The organism is Roseovarius pelagicus (genome assembly GCF_025639885.1).
Taxonomy (GTDB): domain Bacteria; phylum Pseudomonadota; class Alphaproteobacteria; order Rhodobacterales; family Rhodobacteraceae; genus Roseovarius; species Roseovarius pelagicus.
The window spans coordinates 1,913,690-1,936,376 of sequence record NZ_CP106738.1 but is presented as its reverse complement, the minus strand read 5'-3'; the positions used below and the strand labels follow the sequence as shown (position 1 = coordinate 1,936,376).

Genomic DNA, 22,687 nt, shown 5'->3' with positions numbered 1-22,687 from the left:
CGGGGGCCCTGAGAATGGCCTCCGTTCCGCGCGGTTATCCGCATGACCCGCCCGCTGCCTCCTGCCGCTGGTGGCCTGCTGTCCTACTTCACCCGCCACCACACGGCAGCCAACCTGTTGCTGGTGGTGCTGATCGTGCTCGGCATCGCAGCCGCCCCGCGTATGCGCGCACAGTTTCTGCCCGATGTGATCGTCGACAGCGTTTCGGTTTCGGTCATCTGGGACGGGGCCGGTGCCGAGGACATAGATGCAGGCATCGTGCAGGCGCTTGAACCGGTCCTGATGGCCGTCGAAGGGGTGGAAAGCACTGAATCCAGCAGCCGCGAGAACAGCGCCAGCATCGCGCTAGAATTCGAGCCGGGCTGGGACATGGGCCGCGCGGCAGATGATGTGCAGGCCGCTGTGGACGGGGTCACGACACTGCCAGAAGAGGCCGAAGACCCCGAAGTGCGGCGTGGCGCGTGGCGCGACCGCGTGACCGACGTGGTGCTGACCGGCCCTGTGGGCACGCAGCAGCTTGGCCTTTTTGCGGACGAACTGGTGACACGGCTCTTTGCCGCTGGCGTGACCCGCACCACGGTGCGCGGTGTCGCAGCGCCAGAGACGATCATCGAGGTGCCTAGCGTTGCACTCATGGCACATGACATCACTATGGCCGAAATAGCCGCCGCCATCGGCGCCGAGGTGGACGCCGATCCGGCGGGGGATGTCGAGGGTGCCAATACCCGCGTGCGCACCGGGGTCGAGAAACGCGACCCCGACCAGATTGCCGCCATCACGCTGCGGGTTAATCCTGACCGATCCAAGCTGACCGTCGGTGACGTGGCCACCATCCGGTTCGAGGGCATCGCCCGCGAACGCAGTTACTTTGTCGGCGAAAACCCCGCCATGTCCGTCCGCGTTGATCGCTCTGCCCGTGGCGATGCGCTTGAAATTCAGGCCACGGTCGAACGCATCGCCTCTGAAATGGCCGAAACCCTGCCAGAAGGTGTCTCGGTCGACCTCATCCGCACCCGTTCGGACATGATATCTGGTCGGCTGAATCTGCTGCTGGAAAACGGCAGTACTGGCCTCTTGCTGGTGGTCACGCTCCTGTTCCTCTTTCTCAATGCGCGGATCGCATTTTGGGTCGCGGCGGGTATCCCGGTGGCCATGCTGGCCGCAGTGGCGCTGATGTATGCGGCGGGGCTGACGATCAACATGATCTCGCTCTTTGCGTTGATTATCACGCTGGGGATCGTCGTGGATGACGCCATCGTGGTGGGCGAACATGCCGATGCCCGCGTGCGAAAATTGCGCGAAGGCGCGGTAGAGGCCGCCGAAAATGCCGCACGCCGCATGGCGCTGCCGGTCTTTTCCGCCACGCTGACCACGCTCATCGCGTTCTTTGGCCTTACCGTGGTCAGTGGCCGGTTCGGCGACCTGATCGCCGATATCCCCTTTACCGTGATCGTAGTGCTGACCGCATCGCTGATCGAATGTTTCCTGATCCTGCCGCATCACATGAGCCGCGCATTGGTGCACTCGGCCAAAGAACATTGGTATGATGCACCCTCTCGCGTGGTTAATCGCGGCTTTGTCTGGGTCCGCGACCGGCTGTTTCGTCCGCTTATGGCTGGCGTGATCTGGGCGCGTTACCCGGTCATGGCTGGGGCTATTCTGGTGCTGGCCTCGCAATTGACGCTGTTTGTGTCCGGCGACGTCACATGGCGGTTCTTCAACGCGCCGGAACGCGGCAGCGTGACAGGCAATTTTGCGATGGTTCCCGGTGCCACACGCGACGATTCGCTGGAAATGATGCGCGAAATGCAACGCGCCACCGAAGAGTTGGGCGCAGAATACGCCCAAACCTACGGGCGCAATCCGATCGACTACGTCATTGCCGAAATCGGCGGCAACGCAGGCCGTGGCATGGCCGGGACCGAAACCAAGGAACCCGATCAGTTGGGCGGCATCTCGATCGAGCTGATCGACGCCGACCTGCGCCCCTATTCCAGCTTTGCCTTTGTCGCCGCGCTACAGGACCGCGTGGTGCATCTGCCAATGGCCGAAACCGTCAGCTTTCGAGGCGCGCGTTCCGGGCCGGGAGGCGATGCGCTGGACGTGCAGTTCTACGGGGCCAGCGCCGAAGTGCTGAAATCGGCGTCAGGGGCGCTGAAATCCGCGCTGTCGCGCTATCCCGAGGTCTCCGCGGTCGAGGACAATCTGGCCTACGATAAAGAAGAGTTGATACTCGAACTGACTCCGCAGGGATCGGCGCTCGGCTTTGACATTGACGGGCTGGGCCGCGTGCTGCGCGCGCGCCTTGGCGGTATAGAGGCGGCGACCTACCCCATCGGCCCGCGCAGCGCCGAAATCCGGGTCGAGTTGCCAAAGGGTGAACTGACAGCCGATTTCCTCGAACGGATGCAGCTACGCACCCCCGACGGGCAATATGTCCCGCTGGCCGACATCGTCTCGGTCGAGCGGCGCAACGGGTTCTCGACCGTGCGGCGCGAAAACGGCGTTCGCCTGATCAGCGTCACGGGTGATATCTCCGAGGATGATCCAGCCCGCGCCTCCGAGATAATGACGACGCTACAGGACACCATCCTGCCGCGCATCGCCAGTGAAGCACAGGTCGAATGGCGCATGTCCGGCCTCAGCGAACAAGAGGACGAATTTCTGGCCGACGCGACGCTGGGCCTGATGCTGACACTGACCGGTATCTATCTGGTGCTGGCATGGGTGTTCTCCAGTTGGACCCGGCCGATGGTGGTCATGTCGATCATTCCGTTCGGGTTGGTGGGGACGATCTATGGCCACGCGCAATGGGACGTGCCGCTCAGCATGTTCACGGTGGTGGGGCTGTTGGGCATGACCGGTATCATCATCAACGACTCTATCGTGCTGGTCACGACGATTGACGAACACGCCCGCGATCGCGGGCTGATTCCGTCGATCATCGATGGCGCTGCCGACCGGCTGCGGCCCATCATGCTGACCACGCTGACCACGGTGGCCGGGCTTACGCCGCTGCTGTTCGAGCGATCGCAACAGGCACAGTTCCTGCTGCCGACAGTGATCACGCTGGTCTATGGTCTCGCCTTTGGCATGGTCATCGTCCTGCTGGTCGTGCCGGCACTGATGGCGATGCAGAACGATCTGGCGCGCCAGACACAGGCACTGCGGCGTGGTCTGCGGATGCGCCACGCGCCGATCCGGCTGGGGCTGGGGGCCGGGCTGGCGGCTGTGCTGCTGTGGCTGGCGGCAACAATGGGTGCCGTGATCGTGTCGGGTGGCCTGCCTGCACCCCTGCTGGCGCTGGTTCCGATGCTGGCGGGCATGGCCCCGCTCCGCGCGGCACTGCTGGCATTTCTGGCGGGGGCGGCGCTGCTGGTTCTGCTGCTCTATGTGGTCATGGCACTGGCGCAGGTGCTGCGGCGTCAGCCTGCCGGGCAGCCCTGAATATCCACGCCGTAGGACCGGCCCAGAACGGTTATGCGCACCGCAGAGCGGTTGAGTGCGAAACTGCGCCCCTCCACATGCTCCAGCCGCGTCTCGACAGTAAGCGTGCCGCCCTTGCGCGACGTCCGCGCCGGAGCAACCCAGACCTGCGGATTGTCGGTCTCGATGGCGACCACCTCGGCCCCGCCCGCGCTCGGCATGCGAATGTCGACCCGCAGCGCCAGACCGTCCGCGTGCGGCGACAGGGTGCACTGCACGCTGCTGACCCGTGCCTCTTTGGCGCTATAGGGTTGCTCGGCCAGCGCGGCGGCAATGCGCGGATCACGCTTTTGCGCGGCGCTGGGCAATGCAGCGGCAATATTCAGGTTCATCGGAATGCAGACATCATGGCACACCCCAAGGTCGAGCCGACCCTGCAAGCGGATTTCGCGCCCGGCGCGCCTTGGTAGCACCTTGAGCGGTAAAACCACGCGGTCGGTATAGCCAATCGTCAACATGCCGTCCTGTAACAAGGGCTTGGGCGTCGGCCAGCTGATCTCGACACCGTTCAAATTCCCCGACCCGCGCCAGTCGAAACTGGGCGGAATGCCCAGATCACCGGGCGCGCGCCAATAGGTTTTCCACCCCGGCTTCAGCGTGATTTCAAGCGCGGCCATATGCGTGCCGTCTGCCATGCGCCAACCGGGCAGAATACGGGCCTGCAGTACATCGTCCAGCGATCCGGCCGCCGCAGGCAAAAGCGAGGCCAAGAACAGGGCAGAGGCCAGAAAAGGGCGGATAAGATGCTGGATCATGCCTCTGACATGGGCCATTCGCGGCGCAATGCCAACTCACTTTCCAGAGACAGGATTGCAACATTCCGTGCCTTGGGCGCGTTGAGCCCCATATTGCACCGTCAGGGACGGGCGCTTGTCATGGTTCGACCACTGACGCATTGTCGGGATAAACGCCAGCCGCCGGGCCGCGCGCAAACAGAGGCACGAGAAGGAGACGACGTGACACATGAGATGGATCTGACAGGCCAGCTGCTCATCGCCATGCCGGGCATGGGGGATGACCGGTTCGGCCATTCGGTGGTGTTCATGTGCGCCCATTCGGCTGAGGGCGCGATGGGTCTGATCGTGAACAAACCGACCTCGGACCTGTCGCTCAGCGACCTTCTGGAACAACTGTCAATCGACAGCGGCCCGCAAAGCCGCGTAATGCCGGTGCATTTTGGTGGCCCGGTAGAGCATGGGCGCGGTTTCGTACTGCACGAGGCGGGCTATGCCTCGCCGGTGTCCACGCTGGACGTGAACGAGACATTCGCCATGACCGCGACGCTGGACATCCTAGAGGATCTGGCCGGGGGCGGCGGGCCATCACAGGCAATCATCGCGCTGGGCTATGCTGGCTGGGGGCCGGGGCAACTGGAGGGAGAGATCGCCCAAAACGGATGGCTGATCGGTCCCGGCACGCCTGATCTGGTCTTTGGCACCGCCAATGCCGCCAAATGGGAGGCGGCGCTGACCTCGCTCGGGATCAGCCCACTGACATTATCCGCCGACGCCGGGCGCGCCTGATGCGGTGCCATATGGAATGCGCTGCGCGCATGCCGGTTTTCCTCGCCCCTGCCTTTGGCACGGGCGTCGGGCCGCGTGGGGCGGGTGTGACACGAGAGTGCGCCCGTGCCGGTACCATCGAGACCTGACGCCTTCGGCGAGAGTATTTGGCGAAAACTGAAGAGCGGCGGCTGCGTCGGTCAGAACCGGTCGAGCAGGCGTTGCAGATAATCGCGTTCCACTTCGGGGCGGTCCCCCTGACCGGACCGGCGGCGGATTTCGTCCAGAAGCTCGCGGGCGCGACGATAGACGTCCTCACCCTGCAACAGACTGTCCTGCGTGCCCGCCTGATCGCCCTGACCGGCGATGCGTCCCAACGGGTCGGATTGCTGTGCACCATCGGCACCACGCGCCTGCCCCTGACCGCCCTGATTGTTGCGGTTCGCCTCGGCCATCGCTTCGCCGAGGTTGCGCATACCCTCGCGCAGCGCGTCCATTGCAGCAGATTGCTGATCGATCGCTTCGGCGAGGTCATTCTGGCGCAGTGCGTCCTCGGCACCGTCCATCGCGCGGCCCGCACGGTCAAGCGCATCGCGCGCCGCATCGCCGCCCTCGGAGCCCTGACCGGGCAGGTTGCCGCGCTGGCGTTCCAACTCGCGGCGCAGCGCCTCTTGCCGGTCGGCCAACGCGCCTGATCCGGTTTGCGCGTCGCCTTGCTCCTGACCTTGCTGCTCACCCTGACCGCTGCCCTGACCGCCCTGACCCTCGTGGCTCTGGCCACGGCCTTCGCCGCCGTTGCGCCCTTCGTTATTCTGGCTTTCGCCGGCCTGCGCGCCGGGATTGAACTGTTCCTGCAGATCGCGGAATGCCTGATCCGACAGCCCTTGTTGCTGGCGCAGGGTATCGGCCAGCCCCTCCATCGCCTGCTGACCCTCTGAATCGCCTTGCCCGCGCTGGCCTTCGGTCACGCGCAGGTTCTCCATCATTTCCTGAAATTCCTGCAACGCTTGCTGCGCCTCGGCCATGCGCCCCTCATTCATCAGTTCCTGAATGCGGTCCATCATGTCCTGCAGGTCCTGCTGGCTGAGCTGCATCGCGTTCTGGTCGCCCTGATCGGGCTGATCGGCGTCATTTTCGCGCTGGGCCTGTTGCGATTTCTGGCGCAGGTAATCCTGCGTGGCATCGCGCAATTCCTGCATCAGCCGCGCGATGTCCTCTTCGCTGGCGCCGTTTTTCATCGCTTCGCTGAGGCGTTCCTGCGCCTGACGCATCCGTTCCAGCGCGTCGCCGATATCGCCATCCTCCAGCAGCAAGGCCAGTTCCCACATCGCCGCCGTGATTTCGTCGCGCGCCTCTGGTGTCAGCGCGTCATGGCGCACCAGCGTTTCTAGCCGACGCAGGATCACCCGCAACCGCAGATAGGCGGTTTCAGAGCGAAACAGCCCGCCCTCAGGCCGGTGCGATACGGCACGCAGAATCTGGGTCACATCGCGTGCGTTATGGCGCGACCACAGCAGCGATTGCCGCTGTTCGATCACCGCCGCCGCGAGCGGGTCAAAGAACCGGCGCGCGGGCAGGGCCATTGGCACAGGCGCGCTGCTGCCGATCTGCTCGCGCGCATCCGTCACCTGCAGTTCCAGCGTCACCGGCAGATGTGCCCAGGCATGTTCTGACAGGTTCTCGATCAGGGCCTCGGTAAAATCATCCCGCCCTCCGGTGATCGGCATCGGCAGTTCCAGCACGATCGCCTCACGCGGCTCCGGGTCGGTGGCCAGACCGTAGCGCCGTTTCACCCGGTCAGGATCCAACCGAAAGATCGCGGTGCCGCCCGTCACGCCGTAATCGTCGCGGGCGTGAAACGGCTGACGCATCTGGCCGTCAAACGTCGTGCGTTTGCCCTCATCGACCAGCGTGACATCGGGCGCCGCATCGGGCAGGGCCGTGATTGTCCAGCTACGCCCACCGGCACCGTCGATGGTCAATGTCCCGCTCTGCGTGACGTCGAAATCCTGCGCAGGATCCGTTGCATTGCCAATACCCGTGGTCCGCCCCGAGACGGTTTCAGAGGCGCTGAGCGCACCCAGCGCACCATAGAGGCGCAGGGTGATACGGCTGCCGACGGGAACGTTGATGCGGTCCTTCTGATCCGACAGATACAGGCTTGGCAGGCCGGTATATCGTGGCGGCTCGACCCAGCCTTCCCAAGTCGGGCCCGCGGCAGCGGGTTGTGCGTGCCCCGGCCCAATCAATGGAATCGTACTGACCCGCCAGGCCGATCCGAAACACAGTGCGGCCACCAGACCCAGCAGTGCGATGTAACGCAGGCCAAACGGGTCGCGGTCAGAGATGCGTAAGTCCGGCGCGATGGTGTGCGCGTGACTGGCTGCCTTGGCCATTCGTGCCAAATGCGCGCGCCACAGCGCCTCGGATGCGGCATCGCCACTGCCGATGGCCTGTCGGTCGCCCAAGGCGGCCAGCGGACGTTCGGCCAATGCGCTGTCCATCCGCGTCACGGCTTCGGCCCGGCGTGGCCAGGCAAAGCGCCGGACGCCCAGCACCGCAAAGACCACTGCGCCAATGGCGGCCCCGATCAGGGACGCGCCCACCAGTTCGACCATCGCCCAGTCGTGAAACCCCAGCATCAGCGCCGCCGCCACCGCCGCAATCAGTGTCCAGAGCGGCCAAAACGCCTGTACCAGACGTTCTGCCAGAAGCCCCGCCCACGTCAGGGTGAGCGGCGCGCGCAATCGCGCCAGCGCATCGTTCAGGAGGGGGGTGCGTTCCGCCATGTATCTGTTCGGCCACCTTTCCGGCAGGGCCTTGCGCATTGGCGCGCTATAGCCATTCGGGGATGGTATCGCGATTTATCATTTCGTCAAAGGTCGGACGTGCCCGGATGACGGCGAATTGATGCTCATGCACCAGCACCTCGGGGATCATCGGGCGGGTGTTGTATTCGCTCGACATGACAGCGCCGTAGGCCCCCGCACTGCGGAACGCCACCAGATCGCCCGCGACCAACGGCGGCATCATGCGCTGCTTGGCGAAGGTATCACCGCTCTCGCAGACCGGGCCGACGATGTCATAGGGTTGCTGTTCGGTGCCGGCCTCTGGTTCAATCACCGGGACAATATCATGCCATGCGTCATACATGGCCGGGCGGATCAGGTCATTCATCGCCGCATCAAGGATCAGAAAATCGCGCCCCTCGCCAGATTTCACATAGATCACCTCGCTGACCAGCAGCCCGGCATTGCCCGCCACCAGACGCCCCGGCTCGATCTCGATCTCGCAGCCCAGATGGCCCAGCGTGTCGCGGATCAGCGCACCGTATTCCGTCGGCAGTGGCGGGGCACTGTTCGACCGCGTATAGGGAATGCCCAGACCGCCGCCCAGATCCAGCCGCCGGATGTCATGGCCATCGGCGCGCAATGTCTCAGTCAGTTCCGCGACCTTGGCGTAGGCCAGCGCAAAAGGGGCCAACTCGGTCAGTTGGCTGCCGATATGCACGTCGATCCCGATCACGTCCAGCCCCGGCAGCGCCGCCGCCTGCGCATAGACCGCGCGGGCGCGGGCAATCGGGATGCCGAACTTGTTCTCGGATTTGCCGGTGGCGATCTTGGCATGGGTCTTGGCATCCACGTCGGGGTTCACCCGCACCGTGATCGGCGCACGCACGCCCAGATCCAGCGCCGCAGCGTTCAGCGCGATCATCTCTGGCTCGCTCTCGACGTTGAACTGCCGGATGCCACCTTCCAGCGCCAGCCGCATCTCGTCTGTCGTCTTGCCGATACCAGAGAACACGATGCGATCGCCGGGCACGCCCGCCGCTTTGGCGCGCAGGTATTCGCCGCCTGATACCACATCCATGCCCGCGCCCAATGCTGCCAGCGTTTTCAGGATCGCCTGATTGCTGGCGGCCTTCATGGCGTAGCACACCAGATGGTCCATCCCCTCCAGCGCCTCGTCGAACAACCGGTAATGTCGCTCCAGCGTGGCGGTCGAATAGACGTAGAACGGCGTGCCGACACTGGCCGCGATCTCGGCCAGCGGCACGTCCTCGGCATAGAGCGCGCCATCGCGGTATAGAAAATGATCCATAGTGAAAATCCAGTTGTTCCGTTGGCGTCATATCAGAGAAATGGCCTGCTGCAACAACCGCCCCGCATTTCGCCTTACGCAGCCAGCCCGCGCCCCTTCAGCAGCGCCGCAGGTCCGGGCATCTGACCGCGAAACGCCAGATAGAGCGCCTCGGCATCCGCGGACCCACCGCGCGACAGGATGTGCCGCTCCAGCGCCGTCGCGCGTTCAGCGTCGAACGGTCCCCCAGCCTCCTCGAACGCGGCAAAGGCATCGGCATCCATCACTTCGGACCACATATAGCTGTAATAGCCCGCCGAATATCCATCACCCGCGAACACATGCGCGAATTGCGGCGTCGCATGGCGCATGGTGATCGCAGGGGGCATGCCGATATGGGCCAGAACGTCAGCCTGCCGCGCCATCGGATCGGCGGGCGGCGCGCCCTCGTGGAACGCCAGATCGACCAATGCCGATCCCAGATATTCGACTGTCTGGAACCCCATGTCGAATGTCGCCGCCTTCAGTACCTTGTCCAGCAGTGCCTGTGGCATTGCCGCACCAGTGTCGGCATGGGTCGCGAACTCGGCCAGCACTTCGGGCACTTCCAGCCAATGCTCATATAGCTGGCTGGGCAACTCGACGAAATCGCGCGCGACCGACGTGCCGCTGACGCTCTCGTATCGCACATCCGACAGCATCTGGTGCAACGCATGACCGAACTCGTGGAACAACGTGCGCGCGTCATCATAGCTCAACAATGCCGGGTCATCCTTGGCAAAGTTGCACACGTTGATCACCACGGGCGCCTGCACCTCGGGGAATTTGGCCTGCCCGCGCATCGCCGAACACCACGCCCCCGACCGCTTTGATCCGCGCGCGAAGTAATCGCCGATGAACACTGCCACATGATCGCCCCCGCGTGTCACCTCCCACGCGCGGCAATCGGCATGATGCAGCGGCACGTCCAGCGCCCGGAATTCCAGCCCGAACAGACGGTTGGCGCAGGCGAACGCCGCCTCGATCATCCGGTCCAGTTGCAGATAGGGCTTCACCTCGCTCTCATCCAGATCGTGCTCGGCCTGCCGCCGCTTCTCCGCGTAATAGCGCCAGTCCCACGGCTCTAGCGGGCCGTTGACCTCATCCGCCTGCATCATTTGCGTCAGCGTGTCCGCATCGGCCAGCGCCTGCGCGCGGGCAGGGGCCCAGACCTGCATCAGCAGATCGCGCACCGCCTGCGGTGTCTTGGCCATCTCGGTTTCCAGCTTGAAATCGGCAAAACTGTCATAACCCAACAGCTCCGCCCGCTCGGCGCGCAGCGCCAGCGTCTCGGCGGCAATTTCACGATTGTCTGTCTCACCGCCATTCGCCCCGCGCGCCGCCCATGCCGCAAAGGCGCGGCGGCGCAGATCACGTCGGTCGGAAAACTGCAAAAACGGCACGATCAGCGACCGCGACAGCGTGATCACCGGACAATCCAGCCCCTTTTCAGCCCCCACCGCGCGCGCCGACCGGACCAGAAAATCAGGCAAACCGCCCAGATCATCCTCGCCCAGTTCCATCTGCCACGCGGCCTCATCCGCCAGCAGGTTCTGGGTAAACGCCGTGCCCAGTTCCGCCAGCCGCGCCATGACTTCGCGCATCCGCGCGTCCGCGTCCCCGGTCAGTGCCGCACCGGCACGGCGAAATCCGCGATGGGTCAGCATCAGCACGCGGGCCTGCTCGGGCGTCAGGTCCAGCGTCTCGCGCGCTTCCCACAGCGTCTCGATCCGCGCAAAGAGCGCTTTGTTGCCACTGACCCACGATGAATAGGCCGCCAGCTTGGGCGAGAATTCGCGTTGCAACGCCTGCCGCGCCGGATTGCTATCGGCCCCGGCAAGGGTGAAAAACACCGACAATACCTTGTCCAACGCCGCACCGGACGCCTCCAGCGCCTCGATGGTGTTTGCAAATGTCGGCGCCGCGTCTGCGTCGGCAATCGCCGTGATCTCTGCCTGCGCCGCGCTCAGCGCCGCGTCAAAGGCTGGCGCGAAATGACCATCCTCGATCTCGGCGAACGGCGCCAACTCATAGGGTCCGGTCCAGTCACGCAGCAGCGGGTTCGTCATGTCGTCTCCTTCTCGCCGGTCCGGCGATTTCCACAAACCGGGCAGTCGTCGCGCGGTGTCAGTTTGAACTTGCGCGCATCGGCATATAGCGCGTCATAAATCAGCATCTCGCCCCGCAGCGGCGCCCCGGCTCCGGTGATCAGCTTGATCGCTTCACCGGCCATCATCGCCCCGATCACACCGGGCAGCGCCCCCATCACACCCGCCTCGGCACAGGACGGTGCCAGATGGGCCTCGGGGGCCTTGGCGAACACGCATTCGTAGCAGGGCGCGCCCTGCGCCGGGTCAAACACGCTGATCTGCCCCTCCCATTGCGATAACGCGCCCGAAACCAGTGGCTTGCCCAGCCCGGCGGCCACGCGGTTGACCAGATAGCGGGTCTCAAAATTGTCCACGCCTTCCAGTACGATGTCGTAATCGGCGATCAGATCGGCAGCGATCTCCTCGGTCAGCCGCCGCTGATAGGGCCGCACCGTCACATGCGGGTTCTGCGCGGCGATGGCCGTGGCCGCCGATTGCACCTTGGGCAGGCCGATCGCTGCATCAGGATGGATCACCTGCCGTTGCAGGTTCGACGCATCCACAACGTCATCGTCAATGACACCGATGGTGCCAACTCCGGCCGCCGCCAGATATAGCATCGCAGGCGATCCCAGCCCGCCGGCCCCGATCACCAGAACCCGCGCCGCCTTCAGCTTCTTCTGTCCCGGTCCACCGACTTCGCGCAGCACGATATGACGCGCATACCGCTCCAGCTCCGCATCCGAAAAACTGCCGGTTTGCTGCGGCACCGGCGCGCGCTGCCCGGACCGCGCCCGCAACCAGCCCAGTACCCGGCCATAGCCCAGCCCCAACGCCGCGATACCGCCCAGCAGCAACCACGGCGCGGCGCTGCCGCCTGTCGCCAACCGCAGTGCATGATCGTCGGGCAGCAACAGATGCAGCACCACAACCCCGATCCAGAGACAGGCAATCATCCCCCAGCGCACCCGCGCAGGCGTGCCCAGCAGCGCACCCAGCGCCCAAAGTGCTGCGGCCAGACCCAGAACCAGCAGCATCAGCCCGCGCCTGTCGAGCCAAAGCCACCCGCCCCGCGCGCAGTGTCATCCAGATCCGCCACCAAATCGAACTGCGCCTGAACCACCGGGGCCACCACCATCTGCGCAATCCGCGCGCCATGCGCTATGTGAAACGCCGCATCGCCCGCATTCATCACGATCACCCCCAACGGCCCGCGATAATCGCTGTCGATGGTGCCGGGGCTGTTGGGTAACGTGATCCCATGTTTCAGCGCCAGACCCGACCGCGGCCGGATCTGCACCTCGTACCCCTCCGGGATCGCCAGCCGCAGCCCCGTGGGCACCAAAGCCCGCGCACCGGGCTCCAGCGTCACACCGTCGCGCGCGCCTGCGGCAAAATTCGCCCGCAGATCAGCCCCCGCCGCCCCGGCACTGGCATAGAAGGGCAGTCCCATTTCCCGGTCCGCCCCATCGTCCCAGACAACAGATACGCACACCATCCCCTGTCCTTTCATCTTTCCAGAAATACCTAAATCCTACGCCAGCGCCTTTGCGATCCGCTCGGCCAGACGCGCTGCAACCTGCGCCTTGCCCATACGCGGCCACGCCTCGGCCCCCTCCGCGTCGATCACGGTCACGGCGTTCTCGGTCCCGCCCATGATGCCGGTCGCGGCGCTCACGTCATTCGCCACGATCCAGTCACAACCCTTGCGCGCCCGCTTGGCCGTGGCGTTTTCCACCACATCATCGGTCTCGGCCGCAAAGCCCACGACCAGCGCAGGGCGCCCGGCCTCCATCTGCGCCACCGTCGCCAGAATGTCAGGATTCTCGGCGAACTCCAGCACCGGCAACCCGCCGTTGGTCTTTTTCATCTTCGACGCGGCCGCGCTGGCCATACGCCAATCTGCAACTGCCGCGGCAAAGACCGCCGCATCCACCGGCAGCGCCGCCTCTACCGCCTCCAGCATCTCCTGCGCGGTCTGCACGGCGATCACCTCCACCCCGCCGGGCGGTGGCACATCCGCCGGGCCGGTGACGAACACCACCTCGGCCCCCAAGGCCGCCAGCGCACGGGCCAGCGCGGTCCCCTGCGCACCGGACGACCGGTTGGCGATATAGCGCACCGGATCAATCGGCTCATGCGTCGGCCCGGACGTGACCAGCACCCGTTTGCCGCGCAGCGGCCCGTCCGCCAGCGCCGCCTCGATCGCGGCCACGATCTCCATCGGCTCCGCCATGCGGCCCGGTCCATGCTCGCCGCAGGCCATGTCGCCCGCGTTCGGCCCGACGAACCCGATGCCATCCTCCTGCAACACACCGAAATTGCGCTGCGTGGCGGCGTGTTCCCACATCCTCACATTCATCGCCGGTGCGATCAGCACAGGCGTGTCGGTGGCCAACAACAACGTCGAGGCCAGATCATCCGCATGCCCCTGCGCCATCTTGGCCATCAGGTCTGCCGTGGCTGGTGCGACCACGATCAGATCGGCACTGCGGCTCAACTCGATATGCCCCATCTCGGCCTCTGCCGTCAGATCGAACAACTCCTGAAACACCTTGCGCCCGGCCAGCGCCGACACTGACAATGGCGTGACGAACTCCGCCCCGGCCCGCGTCAGAACCGGCGTCACCGACGCACCGCGTTCGCGCAGCCGCCGGATCAGGTCCAGCGATTTGAACGCGGCAATCCCGCCGCCGATAATCAATAGAATGTGTTTAGAGGCCAGCATCGGCAACGTCCTTGTGGATACCGATCAGAGACTATGCGCCCCCCCCGTCAGAGACAAGGGCACGCGCCGCCCCGCAACAACCACGCAGCAGCCACGCCGATCACCGGAACGCGGCGCAGGGACCCTCGCGCGCGGGTGCGGGCGCATCCGTCACCCGGTCAAACACGCCGTCGGGTGGCACCCCGTCCTCGCCCTGACCCAGCGCCACGATGCCCAGCGTCGGCGCCGCCCGCGCGATCAGCGCCGTGGCCCCCCAGTCACGCCGCGCATGACCATTGCCGGTAATCACCACCACTGGCCCGCCGGTATCGCGCCATGCCTGCAACGCGGCCCGCGCCAAAGACGCGTCGCGCAGCCGCTGGATGGCCACCATATCGGGCAGCATGTCTGCGGGCAGCGCGTCGCAATGCGCTTCCATTTGTACCGCCTCGCGCGCGGTCTGTTCCTCTGCGGGCAGCGGCTGGGTCAGCCCGTAGTCATCCGCCTGCCCGCCAAATACCATCGCGATGTCGCCCGCCATCGCGGCCCGCGCCATCGCCCTTGGCACGCCTGCGCCATAGACCGGAACCGCAGGTGCAGCGGTAAATATCGGGTAATACAGTCCGAAGTCAGGCCAGCCACTCTCGGACCAGCCCAATGCCTCCTCCAGCGCCGCCCGGTCGTCGCGCAAGGCAGGTAATGCCGCGCGTGACTGATCCGGCGTCAGCATCTCGAATACCAACGCCGCCGGCGCGATCTCGGTGGTCATTTCGGCTTGGGTCTGGTGGTGATCGGGGTTGTCATGCACTTCGCCCAACACCCAGATATCCTGCGCAACAGCAGGCATCGCAGCCAGAACAACAACAATTGCGATACGAAGAATCATACCAGCAGGCTATGCACCTCGCTGCCTTTCTCCTCAAGCGTTTTGCGCATTTTTGCAAAGGCCGCCGCTTCCAGTTGGCGCACCCGCTCTTTGCTCAGGTTCAGCTCATCGCCCAGACTTTCCAATGTGCGCGGCTCGTCGCGCAGCTTGCGTTCGCGCACGATGAATCGCTCGCGCGCGTTCAGCTTGCCCATCGCCTGCGTCAGCCAATGGCGCAATGCGGCGTGATCATGGGCCTGTTCGACCTGCTCATCACCACGCGGGCCGTCATCCTCGATCGTGTCGATCCACTCGCGGCCCTCGTCCTCGGCACTCTGCGTCGCGTTCAGCGAAAAATCAGACCCCGATAACCGCCCCGACATCATCTCGACATCGCGCAGCGGCACGCCGACCTCGCGCGCGATCATCTCGCGCAGCTGATAGCCGTCCAGTTCCACACCTTCGGCCATCGCCTCGCGCTCCAGCCGGGCCTGCACCCGGCGCAGGTTGAAAAACAGTGATTTCTGCGAAGATGTGCTGCCGGTGCGCACCATCGACCAGTTGCGCATCACGTAATCCTGTACGCTGGCCTTGATCCACCAGACTGCATAGGTCGAAAACCGCACACCGCGATCAGGATCGAACTTGTCGGCGGCCTTCATCAGGCCCAGCCCCGCCTCTTGAATCAAATCATTCATCGGTGCGCCGTACCGGCGAAACTTCGACGCCATCGAAATCGCCAGTCGCATATAGGCGGTGATCAACCGATGCAGCGCCGCCTCGTCGCGGTGATCGCGCCACGCATAGGCCAACGCCCGCTCGGTTTCGGCGTCCAGCAGTTCGGCCTTCATCGCCGTGCGGGTCATGGTGCGTCCGTCTTGCGTATCCTGTGCCATCGGTCCCCTCGACATGGCGGCGTTTTCGCGCGCGCCCTTTCTCAGTCTTTCACCGGATGGTAGGCAGGACAAATCAACCCGGATCAAAAAGAGTTCATCAATATGACCGCACAACGCGCCTTGGTCCTCGGTGGTTCCGCCTCGGGCAAATCAAATTTCGCCGAAGCACTGGCAACAGCCACTGGCAAGGATCGCATCTACATTGCCACGGCACAGGTTTTTGATGCGGAAATGGCAGACAAGGTCGCGCGCCATCAGCAGATGCGCGGGCAGGGCTGGCACACGGTCGAGGCCCCGCTCGATCTCGGTCCGGCGCTGGCAGAGGCACGCGCCGATCAGGTCGTGCTGCTTGATTGCGCCACCATGTGGCTCAGCAATCACATGCTGGCCGAACATAATCTGGACAGGGCAGAGGCGGCGCTGATGGCGGCGCTGGCCGACTGCGCCGCGCAGGTGATCATCGTGTCGAACGAGCTGGGCCTGTCGGTCGTGCCGGACAACGTGCTGGCGCGACGGTTCCGCGACGCACAGGGGCGACTGAACCAGCGGCTCGCGGCGCAGGCCGATCTGGTCGCGCTGGTGATGGCCGGGTTGCCCGTCGCCCTGAAAGGGACGCTGCCAGATGCCCTAAAAGGGACGCTACCGTGAGCCGCCTCTACTGGGTCCGCCACGGCCCGACCCATGCCAAATCAATGGTCGGCTGGTCCGATCTGCCCGCCGATCTCAGCGATACTGCCCTGATCGGGCGGCTCGACGCCTATCTGCCGCGGGATGCGCTGGTGGTGTCGTCGGACCTGATCCGCGCACGTACCACTGCCGACGCGATCCAGCAGGAGCGCACCCGCCTGCCGGATGATGCGGGGCTGCGCGAAATCCATTTCGGCGCGTGGGAACTGCTGGCCTTTGACGCGGTCGACGACCCGGACCATCTGCGCGCTTTCTGGGACAACCCCGGCGATATCCGCCCCCCCGGCGGCGAAAGCTGGCATGAGGTCAGCGCCCGCGTCAACGCCGCAGTCGTCCGTATATGTGCCGCCCATCCGGGGCGCGACATCATCGCCGTGGCCCATTTCGGCGCGATCCTGACACAGGTCCAGCAGGCCTTGCAGATCGACGCCTATCAGGCATTCGCCCACCGCATCGACAATCTGTCAGTCACCGTGATGCAGACCGACGGCCCCGGCTGGCGGGCAGGGGCGATCAATCACCTGCCGTGATCGTGCTGCGCACAAAATTTTGTTGTGGTCACAGCGCCGCCTGCCGCTAATCTGCGCTGCATGACATATGAACTCATCCTCGGCGATTACGCCTATTCCAGCTGGTCGCTCCGCGCTTGGCTGTTGTTCGACCGCTTCGGCATTTCCCGCAACCTCACCCTGGTGGATTTCAGCCTTGGCTCGGTCCCCGACCAGATGCCCGGCTGGGCCCCGGCCAAAACCGTGCCCGCCCTGCGCACGTCCGACGGCGCGATCATCGGCGAATCCATCGCACTGGCCGAGGAACTGGCCAGCCGCCATTCCGACCTGCCCCTGTGGCCGTCCGACCCCGCCGCCCGCGCCACTGCCCGCAGCCTCACGGCCGAAATGCACGCAGGCTTTGGCGCGCTGCGCAGCGATTGCCCGATGAACCTGCGCCGCGCCTATACCAACGTGCCCCCCTCGGCGGCGGTCGAGGCCGATCTGCGCCGGATCGAGGTGATCTGGGATCACGCCCGCCAGACCTGCGCACCGTCCGGTCCGTGGCTCTGCGGCGATTACTCCATTGTCGACGCGTTTTACGCCCCTGTCGCCGCGCGCATCGCGGGATATGGCCTGCGCGTATCAGACAGCGCACAGGCTTACGTGGATGCTCATCTGAACGACCTGTCCTTTCGCCGATGGCGCGCGATGGGGCTGGTGCGCGGACCTGACCTGAACCGGTACAAGATGGATCATGCCACCACCACATGGCCCGGTCCCACGCCAATCGCGGCGCGCGCGGTCGAGGATGGTACGCCAGAGAACACCGCCTGCCCCTATTCCGGCAAAGCCATCACACATCTGATGGAGACGGACGGCCGCATCTTTGGCATGTGCAACCCGTTCTGCCGCGATAAAACCGTGGCCGACCCCGACGCATGGCCCGCCTTCACCACGATGCGCGATAGCTGACCACGACACCGCGCATTAACCATTCCTAAATCCCTCCCGCCCTACCGTTAACCAAGATTGTCGCAAAACGGGGGGCAGGGATGGTCGCGCGCGCCTACACGGTCGCCTTCGAGGGTGTCGAGGCCAGACAGGTCGAGGTGCAATGCGCCGTCACGCCCGGACTGCCCGCCTTCTCGGTGGTCGGCCTGCCGGACAAGGCCGTGAGCGAGGCCCGCGACCGGGTGCGCACCGCACTCAGCTCGATGGCCATCGCCCTGCCCAGCAAACGGATCACGATCAATCTCAGCCCCGCCGACATGCCAAAGGAAGGCAGCCATTTCGACCTGCCCATCGCGCTCGCGCTGCTAGCGGCGCTGGAAATCATTCCAAAGGACGCGGTCGAGGAAACCACATCGTTGGGCGAATTGTCGCTAGACGGCTCGCTGATCCCAGTTGTCGGCGCGCTACCCGCCGCCATGTCAGCCGCAGCAGAGGACCGCACGCTGCTCTGCCCGCGTTTATCCGGGGCAGAGGCCGCATGGGTCGGTGCCGCCCGCGTGATCGGCGCGGCCAACCTTGCCGATGTCGTGCGCCACTATACCGGCCAGTCACCACTGCCCCCGGCTGAACCGGGCGAGGTGATCCAGCCCCCCGGCGGTCGCGACCTGCGCGACGTCAAGGGACAGGAACGCGCCAAACGCGCGCTGGAAATCGCCGCTGCCGGTCGCCATCACCTGCTACTGGTCGGCACACCCGGCTCGGGCAAATCCATGCTCGCCGCCCGTCTGCCCGGTATCCTGCCGCCGCTGGATCCGCGCGAGGCGCTGGAAACCTCGATGATCCACTCGCTCGCCGGTCTGCTGGACGAGGGCGGTATCAACCGCACCCGCCCGTTTCGCGAGCCACACCATACCGCATCCATGGCTGCCATCGTGGGCGGAGGTCGCCGTGCCAGCCCCGGCGAAATCAGCCTCGCCCATAACGGCGTGCTCTTCATGGATGAATTCCCCGAATTCCCGCGCACCGTGCTCGAAACCCTGCGCCAGCCGATCGAAACAGGCGAAGTGATGATCGCCCGCGCCAACGCCCATATCACCTATCCCTGCCGTTTCATGCTGATCGCCGCCGCGAACCCGTGCAAATGCGGCTATCTCAGTGACCCGGCCCGCGCCTGTGCCCGCGCGCCTGCCTGCGACGACGACTATCTGGGGCGGATCAGCGGCCCGCTGATGGACCGGATCGACCTGCGGGTAGAGGTGCCGCCCGTCGCCTTTACCGATCTCGATCTGCCCGCCGCGGGCGACAGTTCTGCCACTGTTGCGGCGCGGGTTATGACCGCCCGCGCCCTACAGGCTGCGCGGTTCGATGGCGCGGACACCGCGCGGCTCAATGCCGATGCCGAAGGTGCGCTGCTGGATGAAATCGCCAGCCCGGACGCAGAGGGCCGCGCCCTGCTGCTAAAGGTAGCCGAACGCTTTGGCCTGTCGGCGCGCGGCTATCACAGGGTACTGCGCGTGGCCCGTACGATTGCCGATCTGGATGGATCCCCAGAGGTCCGTCGCCCGCATATTGCCGAGGCCGTCAGCTACCGCATCACAGCCGCGAAAGAGATGTGATCCAACCCGCCAGTTCCGCCAATGTCTGCCGCGCCTCGGGCAGAATTGTCTGGAACAGCGGCCAGACATGCGGCAGATCGCCCTCGACCAGACAGGTCACATCGACGCCCTGACCCATTAGATGCTCGGCCATACGGCGGCTGTCATCCAGCAAAATCTCGGTATCGGCCACCGCCAGCCAGATTGGCGGCGCACCAAGGAACCCGGCAAAGAGCGGCGAGGCGATCGGGTCATCCGCCGGATGATCCCCCAGATACATGCCTGCCATGTCGCCGACGCGATCAGCAGGCAGGATAATCTCGGCCCGCGCATTGTCACGGATGCTGTCGCCGCTGAACGTCACATCGGTCAGTGGCGAAAATGCGAAACAACCCAGCGGTAGTGGTAGTCCCAGCGCGATGATCCGCGCCAACAGTGACAGGACCAGCCCGCCCCCCGCGCTGTCGCCGCCGATGATCACCCCGCCGGGATGATCCATCACGGCGCGATACGCACTCAGCGCATCCTCTGGCGCGGCGGGGAACGGATGTTCAGGTGCCAGCCGATAGCGCGGCAGCACCGCGCGCAGCCCGGTCAGGGAGGACAGCCGCGCCAACATCGCCTTATGCGTGTCCGGAGAACCAAAGACATAGCCACCGCCATGAAAATACAGGATCACCGGCCCGTCGCGCTGCACCTTCGGCGTCACCTCGACACCCGAGAGCGCTGCATCGCCGCTGCCAACGTTCAGATAGCGGAATTGGGTGCCCGCCACGGCGCGAAAGAAAATCTTCGCCTTCAGCTCGAAACTGTGCCGCAATTTCACCGGATCCTGCGCTCGCGCCAGATGGCGTTTCTCTGTCAGGCGCAGATAGGGACGCAGAATCCCGAGGCGCCGGCTCACGCGCGCTTGGCCTCGATGGCCTCCCAGATCTTCGCGGCGATGTTCACATTGTCGAACCGCTCCAGTTCCTGAATGCCGGTGGGCGAGGTCACGTTGATCTCGGTCAGATAGTCGCCGATCACATCGATTCCGACGAAAACCTGCCCCTTTTCAAGCAAGAGTGGCCCGATCCGGTCGCAAATCTCGCGGTCGCGGTCTGTCAGCGCGACCTTCTCGGGCCGTCCGCCCACATGCATGTTCGATCGCGTCTCGCCCTTGGCGGGCACCCGGTTGATTGCGCCGACCGGCGCACCATCGACGAGGATCACGCGCTTGTCGCCCTTGGCCACGTCAGGCAGAAATTTCTGCACGATCAGCGGCTCGCGGCTAAATCCGGTAAAAAGCTCGTGCAGTGACGTCAGATTGCGATCCGCCTGCGTCAGTAGGAAAACACCCGCGCCGCCATTGCCATAGAGCGGCTTGAGGATAACATCGCCGTGCCGGTCCTTGAACGCCCGGATGGTGGCGATATCACGCGCGATGGTGGTGGGCGGCATCAGGTCCGGAAAATCGAGAATCAACAGCTTTTCGGGAAAATTCCGTACCCAGAACGGATCATTGACCACCAATGTGCCCGGTGCCAGCCGGTCCAGCAGATGCGTCGTGGTGATATAGAACATATCAAACGGCGGATCCTGACGCAGCCAGACCACATCGAAATCTGCCAGATCAACCACGGTCTCTTCTCCGAGGATCGCATGATCGCCCTCTACGCGCTGCACCCGTAGCGATTGGCCCCGCGCCGTGATGCGCCCCTCGTCATAGGCGAGGTTCTCGGGCGTGTAGTAAAACAGCTCATGCCCCCGCGCCTGCGCCTCTTCGGCCAGACGAAAGCTGCTGTCGGCATTGATATTGATCGGCCCGATCGGGTCCATCTGAAAGGCGATTTTCATGGCGAGCGGCCCCTTGGGATGTTGCGCCGCCATTACATGCGCTACCTGCGCGCGCTGTGCAAACCGGAAATGTGCAGATCAGATATGCGACAGCGCCCCTTCCATCACATCACAGTGACCGGTGCCATCGACCGTCACCAGATCGAACCTCACATCGCTGAGTTGCCCATTTGGCTGCTGGCCGAGGAATTCTGCCGCCGCCGCATGAATGCGTCGCATCTGTGCCGGGCGCAGGCTGGCGCGGGCCGCATCATGGCTGCGGGCCTGCTTTACCTCTGCAAAGACGATCACATCCCCGTCCTGCAGGATCAGGTCGATTTCGCCGCCCTGACCGCGCCAGCGACGCTCTAGCAACACAAGGCCCGCTTCGTCATAGATGCGCGCGGCGATATCCTCGGCGGCCGCGCCTGATTGCCACGCGCGGGCACCACGGTCGCGGCGGGTCTGCAAGGCCGTGGATGGCAGTGCCGCAATATCCACATGATAGGTCATGTCCGGTCCTTCCCGTCTATGTACCGCTGCCTGTTTCGTCCGATTCGGTGTCACCGGCCAGTTTCAGCGCCATTTGATACACCTGACGTCGTTTCAGCCCCAGCGCCTGCGAAACAGTGTCGGCGGCATCGCGCACCGACATCTGTGCCAGTGCGTCCTGCAACATCTCTTCTATCTCAGAAAAGCTAATATTTTGCGAAGATGCCCGATCCACCAGCACCACCATTTCACCCTTGCGCGGATGAGCGGCCGCCTCTTCGGCCAGCGTGTCCAGCGTACCGCGCTGAACCTCCTCGAATTTCTTGGTCAATTCACGCGCCAGCGCCGCCGGGCGCGACCCACCCAGCACGGTGGCCGCATCGCGCAACATCGCGGCAATCCGCTTTGGCGATTCGTAAAACACCAAAGTTGCGGGCACGTCCACCAGCGCCGACAACGCGGATTTTCGCTGAGACGCGGTATTTGGCAAAAAACCCGCGAACAAGAAGCGATCCGTCGGCAAACCCGACAGCGTCAGCGCGGTAATCACCGCCGATGGCCCCGGAGCAGAGGTCAGCGGCATCCCTTCGGCAATCGCCGCCCGCGCCAGATCGAACCCCGGATCGGCCACCATTGGCGTCCCGGCCTCGGACGCATAAACCACTGATTTTCCGCCGCTAATGTCGGCCATCAACCGGGGCCGCACCCGTGCACCATTGTGATCGTGGTAGGCCAGCAGCGGTCGATCCCCCAGCGCGATCCCGTGAATCTCCATCAGCTTGCGCAGGCTGCGGGTGTCTTCGGCGGCGATCACATCGGCGCTGGCCAGAATATCCAGCGTGCGCAACGTAATGTCGCGCGCCGCCCCGATAGGCGTCGCCACAAGATAGAGCCCGGGCTCGAGTTTCCGCTCAACCTGTTTAACCACTGGACCCGACCCACATGACGTTTATTATCCTAATCGAACTGCGGCGGCCCGCCGGGCCTGCCC

General features: G+C 64.7%; 20 protein-coding genes. 7 read left to right on the top strand and 13 right to left on the bottom strand.

From position 1 onward, the window contains the following. Positions 1-42 precede the first annotated feature (42 nt). Positions 43-3,447, top strand: a complete 3,405-nt coding sequence (locus N7U68_RS10670; RefSeq protein ID WP_263046786.1) for an efflux RND transporter permease subunit — start codon at positions 43-45, stop codon at positions 3,445-3,447. Here N7U68_RS10670 and N7U68_RS10665 read toward each other — a convergent pair. Continuing rightward, on the bottom strand, positions 3,426-4,241 hold the full coding sequence (locus tag N7U68_RS10665) for a protein-disulfide reductase DsbD domain-containing protein (protein ID WP_263046785.1): 816 nt from the start codon (positions 4,239-4,241) through the stop codon (positions 3,426-3,428). The genes N7U68_RS10670 and N7U68_RS10665 overlap by 22 nt on opposite strands. Here N7U68_RS10665 and N7U68_RS10660 point away from each other — a divergent pair. Both N7U68_RS10660 and N7U68_RS10655 read left to right on the top strand, forming a co-directional pair. Next, positions 4,230-5,009 carry a YqgE/AlgH family protein gene (locus N7U68_RS10660; RefSeq protein WP_373322986.1) on the top strand — a complete coding sequence of 260 codons (780 nt, stop codon included), beginning with the start codon at positions 4,230-4,232 and terminating at the stop codon, positions 5,007-5,009. The two genes, N7U68_RS10665 and N7U68_RS10660, sit on opposite strands and share 12 nt — an antisense overlap. After that, complete coding sequence (locus tag N7U68_RS10655; protein ID WP_263049102.1) at positions 5,009-5,137, top strand: hypothetical protein; 129 nt, start codon at positions 5,009-5,011, stop codon at positions 5,135-5,137. The genes N7U68_RS10660 and N7U68_RS10655 overlap by 1 nt, the downstream gene beginning before the upstream one ends. A gap of 51 nt (positions 5,138-5,188) precedes the next feature. Here the strand turns inward: N7U68_RS10655 and N7U68_RS10650 are convergent, their stop codons facing one another. The 8 genes from N7U68_RS10650 to N7U68_RS10615 all read right to left on the bottom strand — a co-directional run bounded on the left by N7U68_RS10650 (position 5,189) and on the right by N7U68_RS10615 (position 15,620). Further along, entirely contained in the window at positions 5,189-7,777 is a 2,589-nt protein-coding gene (locus tag N7U68_RS10650; RefSeq protein WP_263049101.1) for a TIGR02302 family protein, read from the bottom strand. A gap of 46 nt (positions 7,778-7,823) precedes the next feature. Then, the gene (lysA, locus tag N7U68_RS10645; RefSeq protein WP_263049100.1) at positions 7,824-9,089 is read right to left on the bottom strand and encodes a diaminopimelate decarboxylase; all 1,266 of its coding nucleotides are present in this window, start codon (positions 9,087-9,089) and stop codon (positions 7,824-7,826) included. Positions 9,090-9,163: 74 nt separating this feature from the next. Further along, on the bottom strand, positions 9,164-11,176 hold the full coding sequence (locus N7U68_RS10640; RefSeq protein WP_263049099.1) for a M3 family metallopeptidase: 2,013 nt from the start codon (positions 11,174-11,176) through the stop codon (positions 9,164-9,166). Further along, a complete protein-coding gene (locus N7U68_RS10635; RefSeq protein ID WP_263049098.1) occupies positions 11,173-12,234 on the bottom strand; it encodes a HesA/MoeB/ThiF family protein in 1,062 nt (353 codons plus the stop codon). Before N7U68_RS10635 ends, N7U68_RS10640 begins: the two co-directional genes overlap by 4 nt. Further along, positions 12,234-12,695 carry a dUTP diphosphatase gene (dut, locus tag N7U68_RS10630; protein ID WP_263049097.1) on the bottom strand — a complete coding sequence of 154 codons (462 nt, stop codon included), beginning with the start codon at positions 12,693-12,695 and terminating at the stop codon, positions 12,234-12,236. Before dut ends, N7U68_RS10635 begins: the two co-directional genes overlap by 1 nt. Positions 12,696-12,731: 36 nt before the next feature. After that, entirely contained in the window at positions 12,732-13,925 is a 1,194-nt protein-coding gene (gene coaBC / locus N7U68_RS10625) for a bifunctional phosphopantothenoylcysteine decarboxylase/phosphopantothenate--cysteine ligase CoaBC (protein ID WP_263049096.1), read from the bottom strand. Between the two features lie 100 nt (positions 13,926-14,025). Then, positions 14,026-14,790 (bottom strand): ChaN family lipoprotein, encoded by a 765-nt coding sequence (locus N7U68_RS10620; protein ID WP_263049095.1) that lies wholly within the window; start codon positions 14,788-14,790, stop codon positions 14,026-14,028. Continuing rightward, entirely contained in the window at positions 14,787-15,620 is an 834-nt protein-coding gene (locus tag N7U68_RS10615) for an RNA polymerase factor sigma-32 (RefSeq protein ID WP_373323000.1), read from the bottom strand. The genes N7U68_RS10620 and N7U68_RS10615 overlap by 4 nt, the downstream gene beginning before the upstream one ends. 147 nt (positions 15,621-15,767) lie before the next feature. Between N7U68_RS10615 and cobU the strand changes: the two genes are divergently transcribed. From cobU to N7U68_RS10595, 4 genes are all read left to right on the top strand, one after another. Further along, complete coding sequence (cobU, locus tag N7U68_RS10610; RefSeq protein WP_263049093.1) at positions 15,768-16,313, top strand: bifunctional adenosylcobinamide kinase/adenosylcobinamide-phosphate guanylyltransferase; 546 nt, start codon at positions 15,768-15,770, stop codon at positions 16,311-16,313. After that, positions 16,310-16,882, top strand: a complete 573-nt coding sequence (locus N7U68_RS10605) for a histidine phosphatase family protein (RefSeq protein WP_263049092.1) — start codon at positions 16,310-16,312, stop codon at positions 16,880-16,882. The genes cobU and N7U68_RS10605 overlap by 4 nt, the downstream gene beginning before the upstream one ends. Before the next feature lie 60 nt (positions 16,883-16,942). Further along, on the top strand, positions 16,943-17,815 hold the full coding sequence (locus N7U68_RS10600) for a glutathione S-transferase (RefSeq protein ID WP_263049091.1): 873 nt from the start codon (positions 16,943-16,945) through the stop codon (positions 17,813-17,815). A gap of 80 nt (positions 17,816-17,895) precedes the next feature. After that, positions 17,896-19,410, top strand: coding sequence for a YifB family Mg chelatase-like AAA ATPase (locus N7U68_RS10595; protein ID WP_263049090.1), 1,515 nt, complete (start codon positions 17,896-17,898; stop codon positions 19,408-19,410). Here N7U68_RS10595 and N7U68_RS10590 read toward each other — a convergent pair. From N7U68_RS10590 to rsmI, 4 genes are all read right to left on the bottom strand, one after another. Beyond that, complete coding sequence (locus N7U68_RS10590) at positions 19,388-20,293, bottom strand: alpha/beta hydrolase (RefSeq protein WP_263049089.1); 906 nt, start codon at positions 20,291-20,293, stop codon at positions 19,388-19,390. The two genes, N7U68_RS10595 and N7U68_RS10590, sit on opposite strands and share 23 nt — an antisense overlap. Next, positions 20,290-21,225, bottom strand: a complete 936-nt coding sequence (gene gshB / locus N7U68_RS10585) for a glutathione synthase (RefSeq protein ID WP_263049088.1) — start codon at positions 21,223-21,225, stop codon at positions 20,290-20,292. Before gshB ends, N7U68_RS10590 begins: the two co-directional genes overlap by 4 nt. 78 nt (positions 21,226-21,303) lie before the next feature. Then, a complete protein-coding gene (locus N7U68_RS10580; RefSeq protein ID WP_263049087.1) occupies positions 21,304-21,717 on the bottom strand; it encodes a YraN family protein in 414 nt (137 codons plus the stop codon). 16 nt (positions 21,718-21,733) lie between these two features. Next, complete coding sequence (gene rsmI / locus N7U68_RS10575; RefSeq protein ID WP_373322985.1) at positions 21,734-22,624, bottom strand: 16S rRNA (cytidine(1402)-2'-O)-methyltransferase; 891 nt, start codon at positions 22,622-22,624, stop codon at positions 21,734-21,736. Between the last annotated feature and the right edge of the window lie 63 nt (positions 22,625-22,687).